Annotated in this window: 17 protein-coding genes; 4 read left to right on the top strand and 13 right to left on the bottom strand. The window is 64.9% G+C overall.

The window, feature by feature from the left end; translation table 11 throughout:
• Nucleotides 1-74 precede the first annotated feature (74 nt).
• The 8 genes from V3B46_RS06300 to V3B46_RS06265 all read right to left on the bottom strand — a co-directional run bounded on the left by V3B46_RS06300 (nucleotide 75) and on the right by V3B46_RS06265 (nucleotide 8,599).
• A complete protein-coding gene (locus V3B46_RS06300) occupies nucleotides 75-2,495 on the bottom strand; it encodes a TonB-dependent receptor domain-containing protein (RefSeq protein ID WP_329891424.1) in 2,421 nt (806 codons plus the stop codon).
• A 146-nt stretch (nucleotides 2,496-2,641) separates the two neighbouring features.
• The gene (locus V3B46_RS06295) at nucleotides 2,642-3,043 is read right to left on the bottom strand and encodes a hypothetical protein (protein WP_329891423.1); all 402 of its coding nucleotides are present in this window, start codon (nucleotides 3,041-3,043) and stop codon (nucleotides 2,642-2,644) included.
• Between the two features lie 164 nt (nucleotides 3,044-3,207).
• On the bottom strand, nucleotides 3,208-3,885 hold the full coding sequence (locus V3B46_RS06290) for a Fe2+-dependent dioxygenase (RefSeq protein WP_329891422.1): 678 nt from the start codon (nucleotides 3,883-3,885) through the stop codon (nucleotides 3,208-3,210).
• Nucleotides 3,886-3,895: 10 nt separating this feature from the next.
• Nucleotides 3,896-4,615 carry a tetratricopeptide repeat protein gene (locus V3B46_RS06285; protein ID WP_329891421.1) on the bottom strand — a complete coding sequence of 240 codons (720 nt, stop codon included), beginning with the start codon at nucleotides 4,613-4,615 and terminating at the stop codon, nucleotides 3,896-3,898.
• Between the two features lie 68 nt (nucleotides 4,616-4,683).
• Nucleotides 4,684-6,972 (bottom strand): TonB-dependent receptor, encoded by a 2,289-nt coding sequence (locus V3B46_RS06280; protein WP_329891420.1) that lies wholly within the window; start codon nucleotides 6,970-6,972, stop codon nucleotides 4,684-4,686.
• Between the two features lie 151 nt (nucleotides 6,973-7,123).
• Nucleotides 7,124-7,528 carry a hypothetical protein gene (locus V3B46_RS06275; protein WP_329891419.1) on the bottom strand — a complete coding sequence of 135 codons (405 nt, stop codon included), beginning with the start codon at nucleotides 7,526-7,528 and terminating at the stop codon, nucleotides 7,124-7,126.
• 202 nt (nucleotides 7,529-7,730) lie between these two features.
• The gene (locus tag V3B46_RS06270) at nucleotides 7,731-8,063 is read right to left on the bottom strand and encodes a non-heme iron oxygenase ferredoxin subunit (protein WP_100437470.1); all 333 of its coding nucleotides are present in this window, start codon (nucleotides 8,061-8,063) and stop codon (nucleotides 7,731-7,733) included.
• Nucleotides 8,060-8,599 carry a GNAT family N-acetyltransferase gene (locus V3B46_RS06265; protein WP_329891418.1) on the bottom strand — a complete coding sequence of 180 codons (540 nt, stop codon included), beginning with the start codon at nucleotides 8,597-8,599 and terminating at the stop codon, nucleotides 8,060-8,062. Before V3B46_RS06265 ends, V3B46_RS06270 begins: the two co-directional genes overlap by 4 nt.
• A 241-nt stretch (nucleotides 8,600-8,840) precedes the next feature.
• On the opposite strand from V3B46_RS06265, the gene V3B46_RS06260 reads away from it, so the two are divergent.
• The 3 genes from V3B46_RS06260 (at nucleotide 8,841) to V3B46_RS06250 (ending at nucleotide 15,501) form a co-directional block, all read left to right on the top strand.
• Nucleotides 8,841-14,159, top strand: coding sequence for a wall-associated protein (locus tag V3B46_RS06260; protein WP_329891417.1), 5,319 nt, complete (start codon nucleotides 8,841-8,843; stop codon nucleotides 14,157-14,159).
• A 3-nt stretch (nucleotides 14,160-14,162) separates the two neighbouring features.
• Entirely contained in the window at nucleotides 14,163-15,023 is an 861-nt protein-coding gene (locus tag V3B46_RS06255) for an RHS repeat domain-containing protein (RefSeq protein WP_329891416.1), read from the top strand.
• A gap of 94 nt (nucleotides 15,024-15,117) precedes the next feature.
• Complete coding sequence (locus V3B46_RS06250; RefSeq protein ID WP_329891415.1) at nucleotides 15,118-15,501, top strand: hypothetical protein; 384 nt, start codon at nucleotides 15,118-15,120, stop codon at nucleotides 15,499-15,501.
• Nucleotides 15,502-15,929: 428 nt separating this feature from the next.
• Here V3B46_RS06250 and V3B46_RS06245 read toward each other — a convergent pair whose 3' ends face one another.
• The 5 genes from V3B46_RS06245 to V3B46_RS06225 all read right to left on the bottom strand — a co-directional run bounded on the left by V3B46_RS06245 (nucleotide 15,930) and on the right by V3B46_RS06225 (nucleotide 21,232).
• Nucleotides 15,930-17,186, bottom strand: a complete 1,257-nt coding sequence (locus V3B46_RS06245; protein ID WP_010483557.1) for a cysteine desulfurase — start codon at nucleotides 17,184-17,186, stop codon at nucleotides 15,930-15,932.
• The gene (sufD, locus tag V3B46_RS06240) at nucleotides 17,183-18,445 is read right to left on the bottom strand and encodes a Fe-S cluster assembly protein SufD (RefSeq protein ID WP_329891414.1); all 1,263 of its coding nucleotides are present in this window, start codon (nucleotides 18,443-18,445) and stop codon (nucleotides 17,183-17,185) included. The genes V3B46_RS06245 and sufD overlap by 4 nt, the downstream gene beginning before the upstream one ends.
• The gene (sufC, locus tag V3B46_RS06235; protein WP_125894200.1) at nucleotides 18,445-19,209 is read right to left on the bottom strand and encodes a Fe-S cluster assembly ATPase SufC; all 765 of its coding nucleotides are present in this window, start codon (nucleotides 19,207-19,209) and stop codon (nucleotides 18,445-18,447) included. The genes sufD and sufC overlap by 1 nt, the downstream gene beginning before the upstream one ends.
• A 74-nt stretch (nucleotides 19,210-19,283) precedes the next feature.
• Nucleotides 19,284-20,759 (bottom strand): Fe-S cluster assembly protein SufB, encoded by a 1,476-nt coding sequence (gene sufB, locus V3B46_RS06230; RefSeq protein ID WP_043396952.1) that lies wholly within the window; start codon nucleotides 20,757-20,759, stop codon nucleotides 19,284-19,286.
• 17 nt (nucleotides 20,760-20,776) lie between these two features.
• The gene (locus V3B46_RS06225; protein ID WP_005408436.1) at nucleotides 20,777-21,232 is read right to left on the bottom strand and encodes an SUF system Fe-S cluster assembly regulator; all 456 of its coding nucleotides are present in this window, start codon (nucleotides 21,230-21,232) and stop codon (nucleotides 20,777-20,779) included.
• Between the two features lie 209 nt (nucleotides 21,233-21,441).
• On the opposite strand from V3B46_RS06225, the gene V3B46_RS06220 reads away from it, so the two are divergent.
• On the top strand, nucleotides 21,442-21,909 hold the full coding sequence (locus V3B46_RS06220; protein WP_012479369.1) for an SET domain-containing protein: 468 nt from the start codon (nucleotides 21,442-21,444) through the stop codon (nucleotides 21,907-21,909).
• Nucleotides 21,910-22,023 lie beyond the last annotated feature (114 nt).

The raw sequence follows: 22,023 nt of genomic DNA, 5'->3' as shown, positions 1-22,023 counted from the left end.
CCAGTAGATCCACGCCATGCGTGGATGGAGCGGTGCCGGCCAGGGTCGGCACCCACCAGGGCAGGGCGCAGAGGTCAGAACTTCGCGTTCAACGAAATCCAGTAGCTGCGGCGCTGGTCCTTGGTCGCGTAGTTGTCCACGCAGCTGAACTCGCTGGGATTGAGCAGCAGGCAAGACTGCGAAACGAAGTCCTTGTCGAACAGGTTGTTGACCCGTGCGTTGACCGTCAGCCACGGCGTGGCCTTCCAGCTGCCACCAAGATGGAAGATCGTGTAATCCTCGTAATAGCGCACGTGGCGGGCGCCGGCACTGTCGATGAGAGTGTCGCGATAGCGGTCGTAGCGGCCTTCGCCGATCAGCGACAGGCTGATCGCTTCGTTGATCTGCCAGTTGAGGCTGGCGTTGGCCATGTGCTTTGCCGGCGTGGTGCCCGAGATCGGGCGTCCCTTGTCGGGGCCGCTGGTCTGCTCGCTCTTGGTCCAGGTGTAGTTGCCGCGCAACTGCAGGGTGTCGAGCAGGTCGACGTGGCCGGCCAGTTCCGCACCGCGGGTCTCGGCCTTGTCGATGTTCACGCTCTGGGTGAAGGTGCTGTAGCCCAGTGCCGCCCAGCCCGGGCCGATGTCCACGCAGTAGCCGCTGCCGGGGCGGGCCACTTCGCAGTTAGGGAACGTGCCGCCGCTGGCGATCTTGTCCTCGAACTTGTTGAAGAAGCCGGTCACGTTGAAGCCCCAGCGTTGGCCTTCGTAGTAGGCGGCCAGCTCATAGTTGGTGCTGGTTTCAGGCTTCAGGTTCGGCGAACCCACCAGCGGCAGCACGCCCTGGCCACCGAAGCCGGTGATGCCCGGGAACAGCTGGTCCGGACGCGGGGTCTTGTAGCCGGTGCTTACGCCACCCTTGAAGGTCCACGCGTCGCTGGCATTCCATACCAGGTAGCCGCGCGGACTGACGTGGCTGCCGAACACGTTGTGGTCGTCATAGCGCAGCCCGAAGGTAGCGGTGAGGGTATCGGTCAGCGACCAGTTGTCCTCGGCGAACAGGGCCCACATGCGGTGCTTCTGCTTGGTATTGCTGCGGTAACCGGCGCCGTCCATGCCGAACACGCCGTCGATCATGTCAGTGTTGTTGTACTGGCCGCCGACGGTCAGCTTGTGCGCGCCGAAGTCGAGGTCGAGCATGGTGTCGAGCACGTAGCCTTCCAGCTCCATGGTGCGCAGCGGACGCGGCAGGAATGCCTGCAGGCGTGCCATTTCACTCGGGTTGAGGGCGGCCAGTGCATTGCCACGGCCGGCCGCGCAGTTGTTGGCGCTGCCGGTGCGGCGGCAGACGTCGTTCCACAAGGTCTGCAGGTTGGCGCGTTCGTCCAGGGTCAGCGGCAGCGAGCGGCCCAGGTTGCTGCTCTTGCTGTGGGTCAGCGAGGTCTGCCATGTACCGAAGCTGTAACGTCCCTGGTGGGTCAGCGACAACTGGTCGCGCTCGTAGCGCTGGTAGGCGGTGTAGCCCACGCGCGGCTGCACCACGCGGCGGGTGACGGTGCCGCTGCCGTTCGGGTTGGGGATGACGGCATTGCCGACACGCCACAGGCTGGCCAGGCTGTCGAGGGTGCCGGTCTGGCCCTCGCTGTTGTCGTACTTCTGCCGCGACACGTCGTAGTCCAGCCACAGTTCGTGGTCATCGTTGACGTGGAAGTTCAGCCGCACACCGGTGTTCCAGTTGGTGTTGGCCACCGACTTGCCGCCGCCACCGAAGCCGATGCTGCGTTCCCACAGACTGCCGTCGGGCAGGGTCAGTGCATCCCACTCCGGATTGGAGGCCTTGGCGTCGTAGTAGCTGCCGCGTACTGCCAGGCCGATACGGTCCTTGACCAGCGGGCCGCTGAGGTAGACGTCGGTGGTACGCGCATCGCCGAACTGATCGTCCTGCTGCACGGTGAAGCCCTGGGTGAGTGCGCCGTGCCAGCTGTCCTGGTTGCGACGGGTGATGATGTTGATCACGCCGCCCATTGCATCCGAGCCGTACAGCGTGGACATCGGGCCGCGCACCACTTCAATGCGCTCGATGGCATCCAGAGGCGGCAGGTAGGCGAACTGGCCACCGCCGAAGTTGTTCGGATACAGCTGGCCGACATTGCTCTGGCGGCGGCCGTCGATCAGCACCAGGGTGTACTCGGAGGGCAGGCCGCGCATCGAGATGGTGGCACGGCCGTTCTTGTCGCTGGCTTCCAGACCGACGTCGATGCCTTCAACGTCGCGCAGCGCATCGACAAGGTTGGTGTACGGGCGCTTGCTCAGCTCTTCGCGGCTGACCACGCTGATGCTGGCCGGGGCGTCGACCACTTTCTGCTCGAAGCCGGAGGCGGTGACCACCACCTTGTCCAACGTCTGTGGCGCGCCGGAAGCGTCACCGTGGGCGAAGGCAGGGGCGGTCATGGCCGCCAGCACGGCGCTGGTCAGCAGGGTACGGGACAGGGACGAACGGACACGATGGCGCTGGGCCATGGCAGTAACCTCGAAGGATGCAGGGTGGTGCAATGCCAGGCGCGAACGGCGCGGTATGCACGGGGAGGCCCGGTCAGGGGCGGCAGGGATGAAGCAGGCAGCGGCGTGCGGGCACGACCGCGCAGGCGGTCACGCGGGGCCGTGGATCAGGCGAGCGGCGGCGCCTGGCCGCGTTGCTGGCGGCGCCCGGGCGCGTCGGCCCAGGGCGTGTCCGGAGCTGCCAGCGGCCAGTCCGGGCGCACGCCGGGCATGGCCGGCGTGGCGGGTACGAGTTCAAGCTCGGTGCGCAGCCATTGGCTGGCCAGCAGCAGTGGGGGGTGTGCCTTTTCGGCCGATTTCACCGGAGCGGCAGCACAGCGGCGCAGTTTGGCCGGTGCTTCTTCCTGCGGGGGCGCTTCGCCACCGCGCTCTTCCAGCGGCATCTGCACGGCCATTCCGGCCTGGCCGTGTGGCAGCAGCGGCAGGGTGCCCAGCAGCAAAGCCAGCATCGCCACCCACGCCAGCAGGCTGGCCAGCGCAGGACGCTGGCCGCGCATGGCGGTGCCCATCTTGCGATGGATCAGTGGGCGAGGGCGAAGCGGGCGCAGCAAGCAGGGGTCCCCAAGGGTCTGCCGGCAGCGGCCGGCATCAACGGGGCGTGATTGTAATGAGAGCCGTTAGCTGTTGCAAATGAGAATGATTGCCAAATTGTCGCAGGCCGGCCAGGTGGGGCTCAGACTTCGCTCCAGCGCCGCAGCAGGTTGTGGTACACGCCGGTCAGCTGGAGCACCGCCTCGGGGTCGCCGCCGGTCTGCCGCAGGCGTTCGATTGAGCCGTCCATTTCCCACAGCAGGCGGCGCTGCACATCGTCGCGGATCATGCTCTGCACCCAGAAGAACGAGGCCACGCGCGCGCCGGCAGTGACGGGGCGCACCTGATGCAGGCTGCTGGACGGGTACACGATCAGGTCGCCAGCGGGCAGCTTCACTTCGTGCTCGCCGTAGGTATCGCTGATGATCAGCTCGCCGCCTTCGTATTCGTCCGGCGCCGACAGGAACAGGGTGCAGGAGATATCCGAGCGCAGCTGTTCGCCGTTGGCCAGGTTCATCACCGCGCCATCGACATGGAAGCCATAGGTGCCCCCACCGCTGTAGCGGTTGAAACGCGGCGGCAGGTATTTCAGTGGCAGCGCCGCGCTGAAGAACAGCGGGTGCCGGGCCAGCGCGACGAGGATGATCTCGCCCAGTTCGCGGCGCAGCGGCGAGGCCTCGGGCAGCTGCTGGTTGTGCTTGGCCTGCGCGCCCAGATGGCCGACGGTCTCGCGGCCATCGGTCCAGTCGGAGGCATTCAGTCGGCGGCGAAAGTCGGCCACCTGGTCTGCGCTGAGAATGTCGGGGATGTGCAGCAGCATGCGGAACTCCTCAGAGGGACGGCGGTGCGACCAGGGCGCGCACCTGCGGATGCGGCGACGCGGCCAGTTCCGGCACGATGTGCGCCATGAACGCAGGGCTGCCGTGGGCCAGTGCGAGCCGCAGCCAGTGCACGGCCTGCTCGATCTGGCCGGCCTGCAGCAGGATGGAGGCGTAGTTGGCCTGGCCGCGGAAATCACCGGCTTCAGCCGCGCGCCGGTACCAGGCGAGCGCCGCCTGCGGATCGGGCGCGGTGTCCAGTCCGTCTTCGAGGTGGCGGGCCAGCAGGTTCATCGATTTGGCGTGGCCCAGGTGCGCGGCACGGGTGTACAGGGCCAGTGCCTGCGCGCGGTCCGGCGGAACGCCGCGGCCGGTGGCCAGCAGGTTGGCGAGGTTGTACAGGCCCCAGTCCAGGCCGGTGTCGGCAGCGCGCCGGTACCACACCGCGGCGAGTGTCGGGTCGGGGGCGGTGCCCTGGCCCAGTTCATGGCAGCGGCCAAGCATGTTCATCGCCATCGGCGCGCCGTTGTTGGCGGCGGTTTCATACCAGAGCAGTGCCGCCGAGGCGTCCTGTGCGGTGCCTTTGCCTTCCATGTGCATCTGCGCGAGCAGCAGTTGTGCCTCGACCTGTCCGGCCTGCGCAGCGTCGCGCACGCGCGCGAAGGCAGCCTGCGGATCGTGCTGCAGCAGCTCGGCCAGGGCGTCGCTGTCGATGGGAGTGCGGGTAAACATGGGGTGAGTATCGCCGGAAACAAAAACGGCGGCAGGAGAGCCTGCCGCCGTGGTGGAGCGGAGTTACATCAGAACTTCACGTTCAGTGCCAGGGTGGTCGAGCGACCCGGGGCGATGCTCGCGTAGTGCGAGGCATAGGCCTTGGTGAAGTAGGTCTTGTCGGTCAGGTTCTGCACGTTGAGCTGCAGGCTGATGTTGTCCTGGATCGCGTAGCTGGCCATCGCGTCGAAGCGGGTGTAGCTGGCAATCCACTTGGTGTTGGCGACGTCACCGTACTGCTTGTCCGAGTAGAACGCACCGGCGCCGATGGTCAGGCCGATCGGGAAGCGGTAGGTGGTCCACAGGTTGGCGCTGTGCTTGGCGGTGTTCGGGAACACGTTGCCGTTGTTCGGCGACGGCACGTAGACGTTGGATGGGCAGGTGCGGCCGGACACGGCGCAGACGAAGCCGTTGTCCTTCAGTTCCGAATCCAGGTAGGTGTAGCCGCCGTACAGGCTCCAGGCATCGGTCAACTGGCCGGTGAAGCCCAGCTCGAAGCCATTGATCTCCTTCTTGCCGGCGTTCTGGCTGGTGCCGTTGTCGATGGTCACACGCGCGTTGTTCATCACGGTGTGGAAGATCGCCGCGGTCAGGTTCAGGCGGTTGTCCAGCAGGTCCCACTTGGTACCCAGTTCGAGGTTCTTGGTGTCCTGCGGCTTGAGGTCGGCCACGGCAGCACTCAGGCCGTCCGAACCGTCACCGCCGTCCATGCCCGGCGGGGTCGAGGAGGTGCCCCACGACAGGTAGATGCTGCCGTTCTCCAGCGGCTTGAAGACGACACCAGCCTGGTAGTTCAGGAAGTCATTGTCATTGCGCACGCGGGTCGGTGCCTTGCCGGCCACCGGGGTGGTCAGAGTGGTGCTGTAGTCGTCGTAGCGCAGGCCGACATTGAAGCTCCACTGTGCGTTGAGCTCGATGGTATCGAACAGGTAGGCCGACTTGGTCTTGGTGCGCTGCTCGACGTCCAGCGCCTTGTCGCTGCGGTACACCGAGTGGGTAGCCGCCCACGGATCGTTCGGGTTCGGGTTGGCGAAGCTGGTGCAGTTGTAGCCGGTGGCCGCGCCGGTGGTCGGGCACTTGCTGTTGCCGGTGAGCGGGTTGCTGGTGCCCGGGGTCATCAGATAGCTGCCACGGGTCATCTTCTCGTCGCTGTACTCGACGCCGGCGCTGTAGCTGTGCTTGAGCGCACCGGTCTGGAAGGCGCCGGTCAGGCCCAGTTGGTCGGCGAAGCTCTTGACGTCGACGGCGCGGCTGTTGGTACGGCGCCACAAGGTGCCGTAGTTGTTCGGGTTGCCCTGGCTGTCGTCCGGTTGGGTCCACAGGTAGTCGTTGCTGGTGTTGCCCAGGCGCGCAATGTTGCGCAGCTTGTGACCGCCGAAATCGTAGCTGGCGTCCAGGGTGCTGATGTCGGCGCGGGTGCGCTGGAAATCACGATCGACCAGACCGTAGTAGTTGTTGCGGTCCGGCACCATCGGACGGCCGTCGACCCACTTCGAGGCCGGCGCACCGTTCGGGTTGCCGTACGGGAAACCACCCGCGTCCGGCAGGTCATCACTTTGCATGTGGTAGTGGCTGGCGATCAGCTGCGCCGGGCCGTTCAGGCCGAACGCGATCGACGGTGCGATGCCCCAGCGGCTGACATTGGCGGCGTCGCGGCCGGCGATGTCCGACGCGTGCTTCATCAGGTTCAGGCGGGCGGCGATGCCATCGCCCAGCACGTAGTTGGCATCCACGGTGCCGCGCGCATAGCTGTCGGTACCGATGCCCATGCTGGCGCTGGTCTCGTTCTTCAACTTCGGCGTCTTGCTCACCAGGTTCAGGCTGCCACCACCGGAATCACGGCCACCGTAGGCCGAACTCGGGCCCTTGACCACTTCCACCTGCTCCAGATCGAAGATTTCGCGGGTCTGCGAACCGACGTCGCGCAGGCCGTCGACGAAGATGTTGCTCTGCGAATCAAAGCCACGGATGAAGGGGCGGTCGCCGGTCGGATTGCCGCCTTCGCCGGCACCGAAGGTGATGCCCGGGACCATGCGCAGCGCATCCTGCAGGTTGGTTGCACCGGTTTCGGCGATCAGCTTCTCCGACACGATCGACACCGACTTCGGGGTGTCCAGCAGCTCGGCGGTGAACTTCGGCGAGGACGGATTGAACCAGCTGCCGCGCACCTGCACCTTGTCCAGGTCGGTGGCCTTGCGGGAGCCGGCATCGGCGCTGTCGGCAGCCTGTGCGGCCAGCGGTGCGAAGCCGGCGGCCAGGGTGGCGGTAGCGATCAGGGAAACGCGCGGAGCGTGCTTGCGGGACGTGATGTGGGTCATGGTCTGGGTGGCGGTGGCTTGGATCAGGAAAGGGCGAGGGCCGAAGCGCAGACAGCGCGACGGCACGTAGAAAGCTGTTTCTGTAGTGCTGAGCCGATGCCCGGCTACGCGGTGAACGACCTCAGGCGCACGGCAACGGCCGCAGGGCGCCTCAGCTGGCGTGCGGTGCGGGCGGAGCGTGGCCGGGGTTCAACCGCAGTGCGGGATCGCGCAGCTGCCAGCGCAGGGCGTCGGAGCGCCACAGCGGGATATGCGCGACCAGGGGGGCGCGCGCGGGGGCCATGCCGGTGCAGGGCGAGGTGCCCTCGCCATCAAGCGGGGGCTCCGGTGCCGGTACGGCGTGCTGCGGGCACTCGCCGGCCGGCGGAGCCGGCATCGGCATGACCTGCTGCAGATCTTCAGCGTGTGCCTGCCAGCCGTGGGTGGCCGGGTTGTTGCCGCGTCCTTCGTGCAGTGCCGACCAGCCCAGCAGCAGCGTCAGCAGCACGGCCACGAGCAGCGGCCACCCTTGGCGGGCAAGCTGGCACAGCGTGGCGGTGGGCGCGGGCGAAGCCATGGCGCAGGGTCGGAGTCGTTACGAAGATGTTACGTAGAATAACATAAACGATAATGATTCGCATGTACGGGTCATGGCGGGCCCCCGAGATGGTCCGGGGACGCGCTGGGAAGGCTCTAGTGGCCTTCCGGTAGATCCACCTCATGGGTGATGCTCTCTCGCGGGGCGCCCTTTTGGGGGTCTCTCCAGGCCGCGTACCGCCTCAGTCCCGGTCGTCGCGGGTCCAGACGGCATCGTGCTCGCGCTTCACCGGGAACTTGGGCACAGGGCTGTAGGCCGGGGCGCACAGGGCGCGCCCGTCACGCACGTCGAAGCGCGCGCCGTGCAGCACGCACTCCACACTGCCTTCGGTCGTGTTGAACTCGCCGGAGGACAGTTCGAACTCTTCATGCGTGCACTGGTCTTCCAGCGCGTACAACTCACCGTCGAGGTTGAAGACCACGATCGGCGTGCCGGTCACTTCGTCGAACACGCTCTTCATTTCACCCGGCAGCAGCTCGGTGCCGGCACAGACGAAGGTCCAGGTATCGCTCACGCGGCGGCTCCGGCCAGCGGCTTTTCCAGGATCTCGAAGCGCAGGTCGTCGCGCTTGGGAATGCCGAAACGCTCGTCGCCGTACGGGAACGGCTTCTTGATGCCGGTGCGCTGGTAACCGCGGCGCTCATAGAAGGCGATCAGTTCGTCGCGGATGTCGATCACGGTCATCTGCATCACCGGCACATTCCATTCGCGTGCGGCGTGGGCTTCGGCGGCGTCCATCAGCTGCTTGCCGACGCCGCCGCCCTGCTGGGCCGGGTCAACCGAGAACATGCCGAAGTAGCCCTTGCCGTCGACATCGGCGACATGGGCGCAGGCCACCAGCTGATCCCCGCGCTCGGCCAGCAGAATGGTGGAGCACGGGCGGTCCAGGTCGGCCTGGATGCCTTCGGCGTCGATGCGGGCGCCGTCCAGCAGGTCGGCTTCGGTGGTCCAGCCGACGCGGCTGGCATCGCCGCGGTAGGCCGAGGTGACGAGGGCAATAAGGGCGGGGATGTCGGCCGGCGTGGCGGCGCGGAAGGTCAGGGTGCTCATGGGGACATTCTAGGTGGAGCGGGGAAGGGCACGGGAGGCTGATGGCTGACGTGACTTTGCCGAGTGTGGCCAATACGTAGACTTGACGCCATCTTCATTATTCGTTCATATCTGTGACCAGCACCCGCCCACCGTGAAGCAACGCGTGGCTGTCTGCCGGCGTGGGTGCCGCCTGGTCGAAGGTCAACTGCCGTTCGGCGCGGGTGGGGCACACAGGGACGTCGATCCAGGGAGGATCTTCATGCAGTCTGGCCTCATTTCTCATCCGCGCGCCGCAACGGCTGCCAAGGGTCTGTTTCTCGGTTTCATTGCCCTGTGCGTGCTGGCACCGGTCGGCGTTTCCGCCCAGATCGTTCCCACCTGGCGCCAGGAGTACGACAAGCGACTGAAGTACGGGGACCTTGTCGAACCGCTGAAGGGCGAGATCTTCGGCGAGCAGGTCAACCTCTATGACGGCTCGATCAGCTTCAAGGCCACGGATATTTCGATTCCGGGCAATGGCAGCCTGACGATGACCTTGGGCCGCAGCTATCGCGATGGCGATCGCAGTAGTGAGAGCCCATTCTCGGATTGGGATCTGGATATCCCGTCCATGTCCGGCGTCTATGGCGATCTGCCGGAGACCGCTGCTGTCGGCTATTGGGCGCCCGCTGCGCGCTGCAGTACGGTGGCGGCGCCTCCGTCACTGGAGGTCTGGAACCGTCGCCGCACCCAGACCGTAAATTTCTATCCCAATACTTTCTGGGATGGCGTGCGCCTCTCCCTGCCAGGTGGTGGCGGTGAGCCGGTCCTGGGAGGCAGCGGTGATGCGCGTCAGCCGCAGCCACAGTTTGGCGAACCGGCGCCTTGGAATACCAAGGGCGGCTGGACGTTCAGTTGCCTGACCGCCCTGAAGAGTGGACAGCCGGGACAAGGCTTCCTTGGCCATGCTCCCGACGGCACTAAGTACTACTTCGACTGGATGGTCGCCAAGCCCCACAACGGTGCAACGCTGCAACCCTACGGACCTGAAAGCAATGCACTGCTGAATCGAAAGCTTGTGTTCCTGTACCCATCGCAGGTTGTGGATCGCTTCGGCAACTGGGTGCGCTACGAGTGGAGCGGCGACCGGCTGTTGCGCATGGTTGCCAACGATGGCCGCGAGATCAGCCTGGCCTACAACGCGAAAGGACTGATCGCATCCGCAACCGCTGCAGGGCGCACCTGGATTTACGGGTACACGGAGGCCGATATCCTGCGGACAGTGACGCTGCCGGACGGAACCCAATGGGTCTACAACCTGCCGCCGCTGTCAGTCACCCACAAGTATGCCGACTACATCGGGCAGAGCATCTGGGAGTACATGGACTACCCGGCCACATGCTCGCGCGTCAACAAGATCGTGCCCAGCGAGATCACCCTGAGCATCCAGCATCCGTCGGGTGCGCTGGGAACGTTCCTGTTCCGCCCGTTCCGCCACGGGCGCAAGAATGTAAAGCTGGATTGCCAGACCTCTGGCGACAATCACCTGTTTGCCGATGGCTGGAACTACACGCCGGTCTACCGTGACGCAATGTCGCTGGTGACCAAGACCATCAGCGGTCCGGGGATGCCCACTGCACAGTGGACTTATCAATACACCAATCTCAACGGTGCTTTCGCCCAGGATCTGGGCGGTCCAGTAATCCCCGTAGGCCAGGCAGAGCCGAAGATCACCACCGAGACGTTGCCCGATGGTGTTGTTCGCGTCTACGAGTTCGGCAAGGAAGTTGCCTACAACGACGGCCTGTTGCTGTCCACGACAACGCGATCGGGCGGCTCGGTCGTGCGCGTTGACCGCAATAACTACTATCCAGATGCCCAGCTGGATGCGGCGCCCTTCCCGAAGGAGGCCGGCAAGGACTTCAAGTACGGTGCGAACGATCTCAAGGCCCATTACAACCGTCCCGTCCAATCCACTGTGGTGGAACAGGATGGCGTGCAGTTCACCCGCACCGTGCAGGCCTTTGATGCATTTGCGCGCGAAGTCACCGTCGTTGAAGCGAATTCCACCGGCCAGAGTCGCACCACCAGCACCAGCTACTACGACAATCCCGCGCTGTGGGTGAACGGCCAGACGGCGCGCAGTGTGCTCAATGGCATCGAACAGTCCCGCACCGAATTCGATACGGCCAAAGCACTGCCGCTGCGCGCCTACGCATTTGGCCGCCTGGCGCAGCAGGTGACCTATGCAGCCGACGGCACGGTTGCCTCGGTGGCCGATGGCCGTGGAAATACCAGCCATCTGTCGGGATGGAAGCGTGGTGTTCCGCAGCAGCTCCGCATGCCGGCCACGCCCGAAGCGCCCAATGGTGCGGTGCGCACGGTTGCCGTGGACGACAACGGTTGGATCACCTCGCTGACCGACGAAACCGGCGCAACCACCAGCTTCACCTATGACAGCATGGGCAGGCTGCGCAGCCAGCAGTTCCCCGGTGGCGACAGCGTGAACTGGAATGGCGTAACCATGGACCTGCAGCAACTGGGTGGCGCGCAGCTGGGGGTGCCCGCCGGGGCATGGAAACACTCCCGCACGCAGGGCGGGCGGCGCACGGATACCTACCTGGACGCGATGTTCCGCCCGGTGCTGGTGACCGAAAACGTCAACAACGTGCTGGACAGTGCCGTGGTGACCCGCTACGACACCAGCGGCAAGACTGTGTTTGCCTCGTATCCCACGCGGCAGCTCTCCGATATCAATGCCACTCTGACCGGCACCACGACGCAGTACGACGCGCTGGGTCGCCCCACCGTGGTCAGTCAATCGTCCGAGCTGGGGGCGCTGGTTACCCGCACCGAGTACGTGGGCAACCTGTCGTTGAAGGTGACCAACCCCCACGGCCAGGCCACGACGACCCGTCACCTTGCCTACGACCAGCCCAGCTACGAGATGCCGCTGACGCTGCAGCACCCGGAAGGCGTGGTGACCGAGATCCAGCGAGACACGTTGGGCAAGCCGCTGGCGATCACCCGCCGCAATGCAGATGGCAGCCAGTCGCTCACCCGCCGCTACGTCTATGACGGCTATCAGCAGCTGTGCAAGACCATCGAGCCGGAAACCGGTGCGACCGTGCAGGACTACGACGCGGCAGGCAACGTGCTGTGGTCGGCGGCCGGCACGGGTTTGACCAGCACCACCGACTGCAATCGCAATGAAGCGCTGGCCAGTGGACGTGCGGTGAAGCGTAGTTACGACGCCGCCAACCGCTTGTCGACCCTGATCTTCCCGGATGGGCGCGGAAATCAGAACTGGTCCTACGCGCCTGATGGTCTGCCTGCCGAGATCAGCACGCAGAACGATCCGGCCCGGCCGATGGTCGTTAACCGCTACCAGTACAACCGCCGCCGCCTGCTCAGCGGCGAAACCCTGCAGCATCCGGATCTGGGTAATCTGAGCCTGGCCTATGGCTACGATGCCAACGGCACACTGGCCAGCAATACCTATCCGGGCGGTCGTGTCGTCAGCTATGCGCCGGACGCACTGGGTAGGGCGACGACGGTCGGCGGCTATGCGAAGGAGGCCAGTTACTTCGCCAACGGCGCGTTGGCCCGCTTTGTATATGGCAACGGAATCGTGCACACGTTGACCCAGAATGCCCGCGGACTGCCTGACCGCAGCCGCGATGCCACTGCAGCGGCCGCAGTGCTGGATGACAGCTACGACTACGATGCCGGCGGCAATGTGATGGCCATTTCCGATGGCCTGCCCGGGGCGCCCGGCAACCGGGACATGACCTATGACGGCCTGGACCGGTTGCGGACGGTCACTGCGCCGGGCTTCGGCAACGCATTGTATGAGTATGACGCGCTGGACAACCTGCGCCGTGCCAAGGTCGGCAGCCGCGATCGTACGCACTATTTCGATCCGACCAATCGGCTGGTCAACGTGATCGAAACCGGAACCGGGGCAACCGTGACCGGTCTTGGCTATGACGTGCAGGGCAATCTTTCGGTGCGCAATGGCCAGGCTTTCGCGTTTGACTACGGCAACCGGCTGCGCGCGGCCGGAACAGCAGAGAGCTACGAGTACGACGCCCACGGTCGTCGGGTGAAGGCCAGCGCCAGTGGCAAGGGGGCAATCTACTCGTTCTACGACAACGGCGGTGTGCTGCGATTCCAGCGCAACGAGCGTACCGGCAAGCAGACCGACTATCTCTACCTGTCAGGCAGCCTGGTGTCCCAGGTGCATGGCGAAGCCGCACCCAGCGTTCCCGCGCTGAGTGCGCCGGGCTACATCACCCAGGGCAGCGTGAACCTGACCTGGAGCCCGGCAGGTGGTGCCAATCGCTATGAGCTGCAGCGTGCCCTTGCGGGCACCTGGAGCACGGTCTTCGATGGCGCGGCGCAATCATTCACCAGCACCGGCCTGGTCACGGGGACCTATCAGTTCCGGGTGCGCGGCTGTCGTGCGGTGTGCGGCGGATGGAGCAACGTCGCGTCAGTGGCCGTGGCATTGGCGCCATCCACGGTGCCGACCTTGAACGTGCCTGCCACGGCCTTCAACGGCAGCTACAACGTGGCTTGGTCTGCGGCTTCCGGTGCCGAGCGCTATGAGCTGGAGGAAAGCGCCAATGGCGGCGCTTGGGTCCAGGTGCACAACGCCATTGGCCAGTCCAAGGCCTTCAGTGGCAAGGCAGCGGGAAGCTACAACTACCGGGTTCGCGCATGTAACCCGGTGGGGTGCACGGGATACAGCGCCACGGCTGCGGTGACGGTCGTATATCCGCCTGCCACTGCGCCCGGACTCTCTGCGCCGGCACGCGCTGCGCCCGGCAGTATTGGTATTGGCTGGAACGGGGTGGCTGGTGCCACGCGTTACACCTTGCAGGAGAGCAGCAATGGTGGCGGATGGGTCACGCTGTTCGACGGCAACGCAGGTTCCCATGCCACCGCTGCGCGCGGTGTGGGCAACTATGGCTATCGGGTTGCCGCCTGCAATGGCGCGGGCTGCGGACCCTGGTCGGCCACGTCGACGGTAGCGGTGATCGGACCGCCGACGATCGAGCCGGTGATCAGCGCGCCGGGCCTGGTGAACGTGCCGCAGTACAGCCTGAGCTGGTCGGTGCCGGCCAACAGCGAGAGCTTCGTGCTGGAGGAGAGTGCCAACGGCGGTGGCTGGACGGTGGTGCATAACGGCGGCGGGAACAGCTTTGGTGCCAGCCGTGGCAATGGCAGCTACGCCTATCGCGTGAGGGCATGCAATTTCGCGGGATGCAGTCCCTACTCGGGCATCGCCAGTGTCTCCGTGATGCTTCCTCCCGCGGCCACTCAGATCTACGTGGCCGAGTGGCTCAGCACGCGCAAGGCGCCCTATCAGGTGCAATGCAGCGTCGGCTGGCGCGCGGTTCCGGGGGCAACGGAGTATCAGCTTGAGCCTTCCGGAGCTGGACGGCGCCTGTACACCGGCCCCAATACCTACGTGCAGTCGAGCGGCGGGACCTACTGCGCCAGTCTCTACATTGTCAGGGCCTGCAACGCCGGTGGCTGTTCGGCATGGTCCGCAGACTTCCCTGTCACCCGCGGCGTACTGAGCTGGGACTAAGCCATGAATGGACTCTCTTTGCTGTTGATTCGGGCGGCACTCGCGGTGGTGGTGCTCGTGGCCTGCGTGGCTCCGGCAGCCGCACAGGAAGTCGTCGAGTACATCCACACTGATGCACTGGGTTCACCGGTGGCGGTCACCGATGCCAGCGGAAACGTCATCGAGCGTACGGTGTATGAGCCGTATGGGGCGGTGGTGAATCGGCCGTTGAAGGATGGGCCGGGATATACGGGGCATGTGACGGACTCGGGGACCGGGCTGAGTTATATGCAGCAGCGGTACATGGATCCGCAGTCGGGCATGTTTCTATCAACTGACCCTGTGACTGCTTATCAGCAGCCAGTTGAGCAGTTCAATCGATACAGATATGCCAACGGCAATCCTTACAAGTTTACGGACCCTGACGGGCGCACGAGCAGGCAGGGGGTGCGAGGAAGTAGCGCAGCTCAACTTGGCCGGCTAATCAGAGCAATAGTAAGTTCCGACGGAGACGCTGAAAAGGCAGATAAGCTCTATGCCGAAGCTCAGGAGCGCCAGAGAGAGAATGATAAGGTTGTGCTGAACTCGATAATTGCTGGCAGTCGAGCCGCTCCAATCAAGGATGTGGTTGAGATCGGATCGGAGATTGTCAATGACGGAAATCCTGTTGATAAGGGTATGGAGGTTGCAGCTGGTGACATTGCCTCCAAAACAGTAGAAAAAGCTCTTGATGGAAAGATTGGCGCTGCAGCCGCCAGCGCAGCTGGTGCCGTTGCCGGAAAAGTCGTCGGTGATGCCGTCGGGGCGGGGCTTTCTGCAGAGCGTGAAGCAAACGCGACGCTGCCTCGTAGCTCTGGCGGTGTAAATACTCGTGCTAAACGTTAAAGGCTGAGGTTTTTAGATGGCGAGCAAGGCATGGCTTGAGGGAGAGGGGAAGGCTCGATTCTGGCTGGGTGCAGGCCTACAAACAGGAGGGCTGGTGATCGCGACTCTGCTTGCAGGGGTTCCGATGGGGTTCTTCCAGTCAGAGATCGCAGCTGCCGTTGGCCCTTTTTCGCAAGAAATTCTGTTCCAGGCAGTGAACTCATTAGCCACCTTCGTTGCTTGTGCGTCCTTTGCCTTCATCTGGGTTCATAGGGTCTATTTATCCACAGTCATCGCATTCATTGGTGCCGAAGTTGCATTCTGGTTCCTTTCCTTAGTAATCGGTAGCTATGAACAACCAAAAGCACTGATGATTTTTAGTCTATTGCTATCTTTCGGCGCAGCAATTGGTGGCGCTTACTTCGGTTTGCTGGCTAGAAGGATGCGTGCCGGGGATAGTCTGAATAGTTCCTCAAAAGGACCACGGCGAAGAGACTGACCGTTCTGCATGTTTGATAAGTCATTGATCCTTAGCATCGCAGAGCTCTAATCCAGCTGCAGCGGCCATCACTGTGGAGCAAGAGCGGAGTTTTTTAGAGCATTCTTAGGTGCTTGCGCGGTATTGCAGTGCTTGCCCTTACTTCCAAAGGGCAGACGCTCCATCAGGGGGAACGGTGGGTGTTGAGGGGCGTCGTGGTGATGTACGTCTTCCTGATTGCCTCCGGGGTATCCATGCTTGTTGGCATGTAGGGGGCGGCGCCTCAAGGCCGTTGATGGTGGATGGATCGGCATTACGGTGAGATTGCCCGTTCCTGGCATCACTCGGTGTTTCCCGGTCACGCCTCTGCTTGCTTGCGTCCAGCGCGCAATAAAAAAACGCCGCAGTTTCCTGCGGCGTTCTCATACTTCCCCGATTCTGGCGAATCCTCAGCCCAGCAGCTTGCGCACCTTGGTCAGCGCGGTCATGAACCGCTCGATCTCGGCGTGCGTGTTGTAGAACGCCAGCGAGGCACGGCAGGTCGCGGCAACGCCAAAGTACTGCAGCAGCGGATGCGCGCAGTGCTGGCCCGAGCGCACGGCCACGCCTTCCAGATCCAGAAGGGTGGCCAGATCGTGGGCATGCGCGCCGTCGATCAGGAACGAGACCACGGCGGCCTTCTCCGGCGCTTCGCCGATGATACGCAGGCCGTCGACGCGGCGCAGCTCTTCGGTGAAGTGCGCCAGCAGTTCGGCTTCGCGGGCTTCCACGTTCTCCTGGCCAAGCTGCTGCAGGTAGTCGGCAGCCACACCCAGGCCGATGAAACCGGCGATGTTCGGGGTGCCGGCTTCGAACTTGTGCGGGGCATCGTTGAACACGGTGCCGTCGAAGCTGACTTCCTTGATCATCTCGCCGCCGCCGAGGAACGGCGGCATCGCGTCCAAGTGCTCGCGACGGGCCCACAGCGCACCGGTGCCGGTCGGGCCGCACATCTTGTGGCCGGTGATCGCGTAGAAGTCGCAGCCGATCGCGGCGACGTCGACCTTGCGGTGCGGCACCGCCTGCGAGCCATCGACCACGGTGATGATGCCGCGCTTGCGCGCTTCGCGGCAGATCTCGCGCACCGGGTTGACCGTGCCCAGCACGTTGGAGACGTGGGTGACGGCCAGCAGCTTGACCTCCGGGGTCATCGCCGCGCGCAGCGCATCCAGGTCCAGCGCGCCATCGGGGGTGATCTCGGCCACGCGGATGGTGGCGCCGGTACGCTGCGCGACCAGCTGCCACGGCACGATGTTGGCGTGGTGCTCCATGCGCGTGATCAGGATCACGTCACCGGCCTTCAGCCGCGGCAGCGCCCACGAGTAGGCCACCAGGTTGATGGCGAAGGTGGTGCCGCTGCACAGCACCAGGTCGCTGGGGCGCACGTTGAGGAAGCGCGCCAGCGTATTGCGTGCGCCTTCGTAGGCGTCGGTGGCTTCGCTGCCCAGTGCATGCACCGCGCGGCTGACGTTGGCGTTGTAGCGGCGGTAGAACTCGTCCACCGCGCCGATCACCTGCACCGGCTTCTGGCCGGTGTTGGCATTGTCGAAATAGACCAGCGGCTTGCCATGCACTTCACGCATCAGCAGCGGGAAGTCGAGGCGGACGCGGTCCCAGTCGGGGGCGCCGGTGCGTTCTTCGATCGGTCGCGGCGTGGACAGGTTCATGCCACACCCGCCTCGGCGAGGGCCTTGTCCAGGCGGCGTGCCAGCTGCGCACGCAGTGCGTCCGGCAGAATCTTCAACGGCTCGTGGCAGAACGCGGCGCTCAGCAGTGCCTGCGCCTGTGCCTGCGGCAGGCCGCGCGAGCGCAGGTAGAACAGCGCGTTGGCGTCGAGCTGTCCGACGGTCGCGCCGTGCGCGGCCTTCACTTCATCGGCGTCGATCACCAGCGTCGGCTGGGTGTCGATCTCGGCATCGGCCGACAGCAGCAGGTTCTTGTTGGACAGGTTCGCGTCGGTGCCATCGGCGCCTTCGCGGATCTGGATGCCACCATGGAACACCACGCGGCTGCGGTTGGCGGCGACGCCGCGCCACAGTAGCTCGCAGGCGGTATCGCGTGCGATGTGGTCGATGCCCAGGCGGGTTTCTACGTGGCGGCGGCCATTGCCAAGCAGCACGCCGTTGGCGGTCAGCTGGGCATTGTCGCCTTCCAGGCGCACGTTCAGTTCATGGCGGCTGAGCGCGGCGCCCAGTTCCAGGTCGACGCGGTGGTACTGCGCGTCGCGGGCCAGCACCGCGTCGGTGCGCAGGAAGCTGGTCTGGCGCGCGCTGCCGGCCTGCACGCGGGCGTGCTTGAGCACGGCATCACGGGCGACGTGGGCATGCAGCACGGTGTTGTCCAGATGGGCGGAGTCACCCACGCTGAAGCGGTGCTCGACCACGCCCAGGCTGGAGCCGGCACGCAGTTCGATCAGGTGCCGGTGGTGCCAGGCCAGATCGGTGTCGCCAGCGACGCTGGCGAACACCAGCTGCAGCGGCACGTCGACCTGTACGCCTTCATCCACTCGCAGCACTACGCCTTCATCGGCCAGCGCGGCATTCAGGCGGGCGAAGATCTCCTCGCTGCGCTCGTAGCGGCGGCCAAGGAAACGCACGGCGTCTTCGCCGGAGGCCAGTGCGGCCGACAGCGGCTGCAGCTGCACGCCGGCCGGCAGGGCCTGCACGTCGCTCAGCTCGGCATCCAGGCGACCGTTGACGAACACCAGGCGCGGCGCCGGGATGTCGTCCAACAGCGCGGCGTCCAGCGCCGGGCCCTGCAGCGGTGCCGCAGCGAACGCACGGCGTTCCAGCTGGCGCAGCGAGGTGTACTTCCAGGCTTCGTTGCGGGCGGCCGGCAGGCCGTCGCGCAGGGCCGCATCCAGCACTTCGCGGCGCGCATCGCTGCCGCAGAAGGCCTGGGCCATCGAATCAAGCAGGGCGCTCATCAGACCGCCGCCTCGGGCACGACCCGGTCCTTCAGGAAGTCATAGCCGTGCGCTTCCAGTTCCAGCGCCAGCTCCGGGCCGCCACTCTTGACGATGCGGCCATCGGCCAGCACGTGCACCACGTCCGGCTTGATGTAGTCCAGCAGGCGCTGGTAGTGGGTGATGACCAGGAACGAACGGTCGGCGGCGCGCAGTGCGTTGACACCATCGGCCACGCTCTTCAGCGCATCGATGTCCAGGCCCGAGTCGGTTTCGTCCAGGATCGCCAGCTTCGGTTCCAGCACGGCCAGCTGGAAGATCTCGTTGCGCTTCTTCTCGCCACCGGAGAAGCCTTCGTTGACGCCACGGTGCAGCAGTTCGTCCTTCAGGTGCAGCACGGCCAGCTTCTGGCGCACCAGCTTGAGGAACTGCATGGAATCGAGTTCTTCCTCACCGCGCGCCTTGCGCTGGGCGTTCAGTGCCGCGCGCAGGAAGTAGGTGTTGTTCACGCCCGGGATCTCCACCGGGTACTGGAACGCCAGGAACAGGCCGGCGGCGGCACGCGCTTCCGGGTCCTGCCCCAGCAGGTCGACGCCGTCGAACTGCACGCTGCCTTCGGTCACTTCGTAGCCGTCGCGGCCGGCCAGGACATTGCCCAGGGTGGACTTGCCGGCGCCGTTCGGGCCCATGATGGCGTGCACCTGGCCCGGCTGGACGTCCAGCGACAGGCCCTTGAGGATTTCCTTGTCGCCGATGCGGGCGTGGAGGTTTTCGATCTTCAGCATGGTGGGGGTTTCCGTGGGGCGGGCCGCGGCCCGCCGGTAAAGAGAATGCGTTTGCGAGGGGCAGGCGCGGGCGGTCAGCCCACCGAACCTTCCAGCGAGACTTCCAGCAGCTTCTTGGCTTCCACCGCGAACTCCATCGGCAGTTCGCGGAACACCTGCTTGCAGAAGCCGTCGACGATCATCGACACCGCGTCTTCCTGGCTGATGCCACGGGCGCGGCAGTAGAACAGCTGGTCGTCGGAAATTTTCGAGGTGGTGGCCTCGTGCTCGACGGTGGCGCCCGGGTTCTTCACCTCGATGTAGGGGAAGGTGTGCGCGCCGCACTGCTTGCCGATCAGCAGGGAATCGCACTGGGTGTAGTTGCGCGCGCCATCGGCGTTGCGGTCCACGCGCACCAGGCCGCGGTAGGTGTTCTGGCCGCGGCCGGCGCTGATGCCCTTGCTGACGATCTTGCTCTTGGTGCGCTTGCCGACGTGGATCATCTTGGTGCCGGTGTCGGCCTGCTGGCGGTGATGGGTCAGCGCCACGGAGTGGAACTCACCGACCGAGTCGTCGCCCAGCAGCACGCAGGACGGGTACTTCCAGGTGATCGCCGAACCGGTCTCGACCTGGGTCCAGGTGACCTTGCTGCGCGCGCCACGGCATTCGGCACGCTTGGTGACGAAGTTGTAGATGCCGCCGACGCCGTTCTCGTCGCCCGGGTACCAGTTCTGCACGGTGGAGTACTTGATCTCCGCATCTTCCAGCGCGACCAGCTCGACCACTGCGGCGTGCAGCTGGTTCTCATCGCGCATCGGCGCGGTGCAGCCTTCCAGGTAGGACACATAGGCCTTGTCCTCGCACACGATCAGGGTGCGCTCGAACTGGCCGGTGTGGCCGGCGTTGATGCGGAAGTAGGTGCTCAGTTCCATCGGGCAGCGCACGCCCTTGGGAATGAACACGAAGCTGCCATCGGAAAACACCGCCGAATTGAGCGCGGCGAAGTAGTTGTCACCCACCGGCACCACGGTGCCCAGGTACTGGCGGACCAGTTCCGGGTGTTCCTTGATGGCCTCGGACATCGAGCAGAAAATGATGCCCTTCTCGGCCAGTTCCTTGCGGAAAGTGGTACCGACGGACACCGAGTCGAACACCGCATCCACCGCCACGCCGGCCAGCTTGGCGCGCTCGTGCAGCGGCACGCCCAGCTTGTCGTAGGTGTCCAGCAGCTCCTTGGGCACGTCATCCAGCGAGGCGTACTTCGGGCCCTTCGGCGCAGAGTAGTAGCTGAGCGCCTGCAGATCGATCGGCGCGATCTCCAGCTTGGCCCAGTCCGGCATCGGCATGGTCAGGAAGTGACGGTAGGCGTCCAGGCGCCACTGCGTCATCCACTCCGGCTCTTCCTTCTTGGCCGACAGGGCACGGATGGTGTCCTCGTCCAGGCCCGGCGGCAGGGAGTCCGATTCGATCTCGGTGATGAAGCCGGCCGAATACTTGCGGCCGAGCTGCTCGTGGATCTCGCGGTTGGGGGTGTCGTCGTGGGCGACGTTTTCGATGGTTTCGGTGGCCATGGGGGGCTGCCTACGGATCAGGAGACGACGTCGACAGCGATGGTGCGGCGCTGTTCGTCATCGGCAAGGGGGAGAGGGGGCAGGATCTGCGCAAGGGTGACATCGCGCAGGGCCTCGGAAACCACGTCGTTGATCAGCCGCCAGCTGCTGCGCGCGCCACACTTGGGCGCCATGCCGCACTGGTGGTGGTCGTGGCTGCATTCAGTCAGGGCCAGTGGCCCTTCCATCGCTTCGACCACTTCGAACAGCGAGATCTCGATGGCCGGGCGGGTCAGGCGGTAGCCGCCACGGACGCCGCGCAGGCCTTCAACCAGGCCGGCCTGGGCCAGCGGCTTGAGCACCTTGCTGACGGTGGGCGGCTCCAGACCGGTGAATTCGGCCAGCTCGGTGGCACTGAGTACCTCGCCCGGACGGGCGGCGAGCACGGTCAGCACGACGGTGGCGTAATCGGTGAGTTTGGTGACGCGCAACATGGGGATGCGAGTGGTTCTTAAAGCGGACTGAAATTGTACGCTTTTATTCGCCGCCATCCAACCCGGGCATTCAGCCGGCGCTGGGGCCGGGCCGGGAGGACACACCGGAGCCGTTGCCAGGACGCAATGCTGCGCCAACGGGGTGATTTTCGCAATCACCCGGAATGGGCGAGAATCCCTGTTCCATTCGCTGCAAACAGCCCGTGCCGATGCCGAAGAAGATCCAAGCCCGCAAGTCCGCCATCCATGGCAACGGCGTGTTCGCCGTGGCCCCGATCAAGCAGGGCGAGCGCGTGATCCAGTACAAGGGCCTGCTGCGCAGCCACGGCGACGTTGATGCCGATGACAGCGGCGACGTCGAAAGTGGCCATACCTTCCTGTTCACCCTCAACGACGACTGGGTGATCGATGCCAACTACAAGGGCAATGACGCGCGCTGGATCAACCACAGCTGCGACCCGAACTGCGAGGCAGTGATCGAGGAAGATGAGGACGGCGACAGCCGTGGCGACAAGGTGTTCATCGAGGCACTGCGTGACATCAAGGCCGGCGAAGAGCTGACCTACAACTACGGCATCACCCTGGCCGAGCGCCACACCGCCAAGCTGAAGAAGATCTGGGAGTGCCGCTGCGGCTCGCCCAAGTGCACCGGCACCATGCTGCAGCCCAAGCGCTGACCGGTACCGGGTAGTGCCGGCCGCTGGCCGGTACTACCTTGAGGCTCTCCACCTGCCGTGCACGACAGGGTCACCGCCCTGCAAGGGCCGTTCTTCCATTCTGTTGGCTCCCTC

Origin of the sequence: Stenotrophomonas sp. SMYL11 (assembly GCF_036320005.1) — a bacterium.
Taxonomy (GTDB): domain Bacteria; phylum Pseudomonadota; class Gammaproteobacteria; order Xanthomonadales; family Xanthomonadaceae; genus Stenotrophomonas; species Stenotrophomonas maltophilia_A.
Note: the sequence above shows the minus strand (reverse complement) of the source record. Positions and strands in the feature narration are given on the sequence as shown.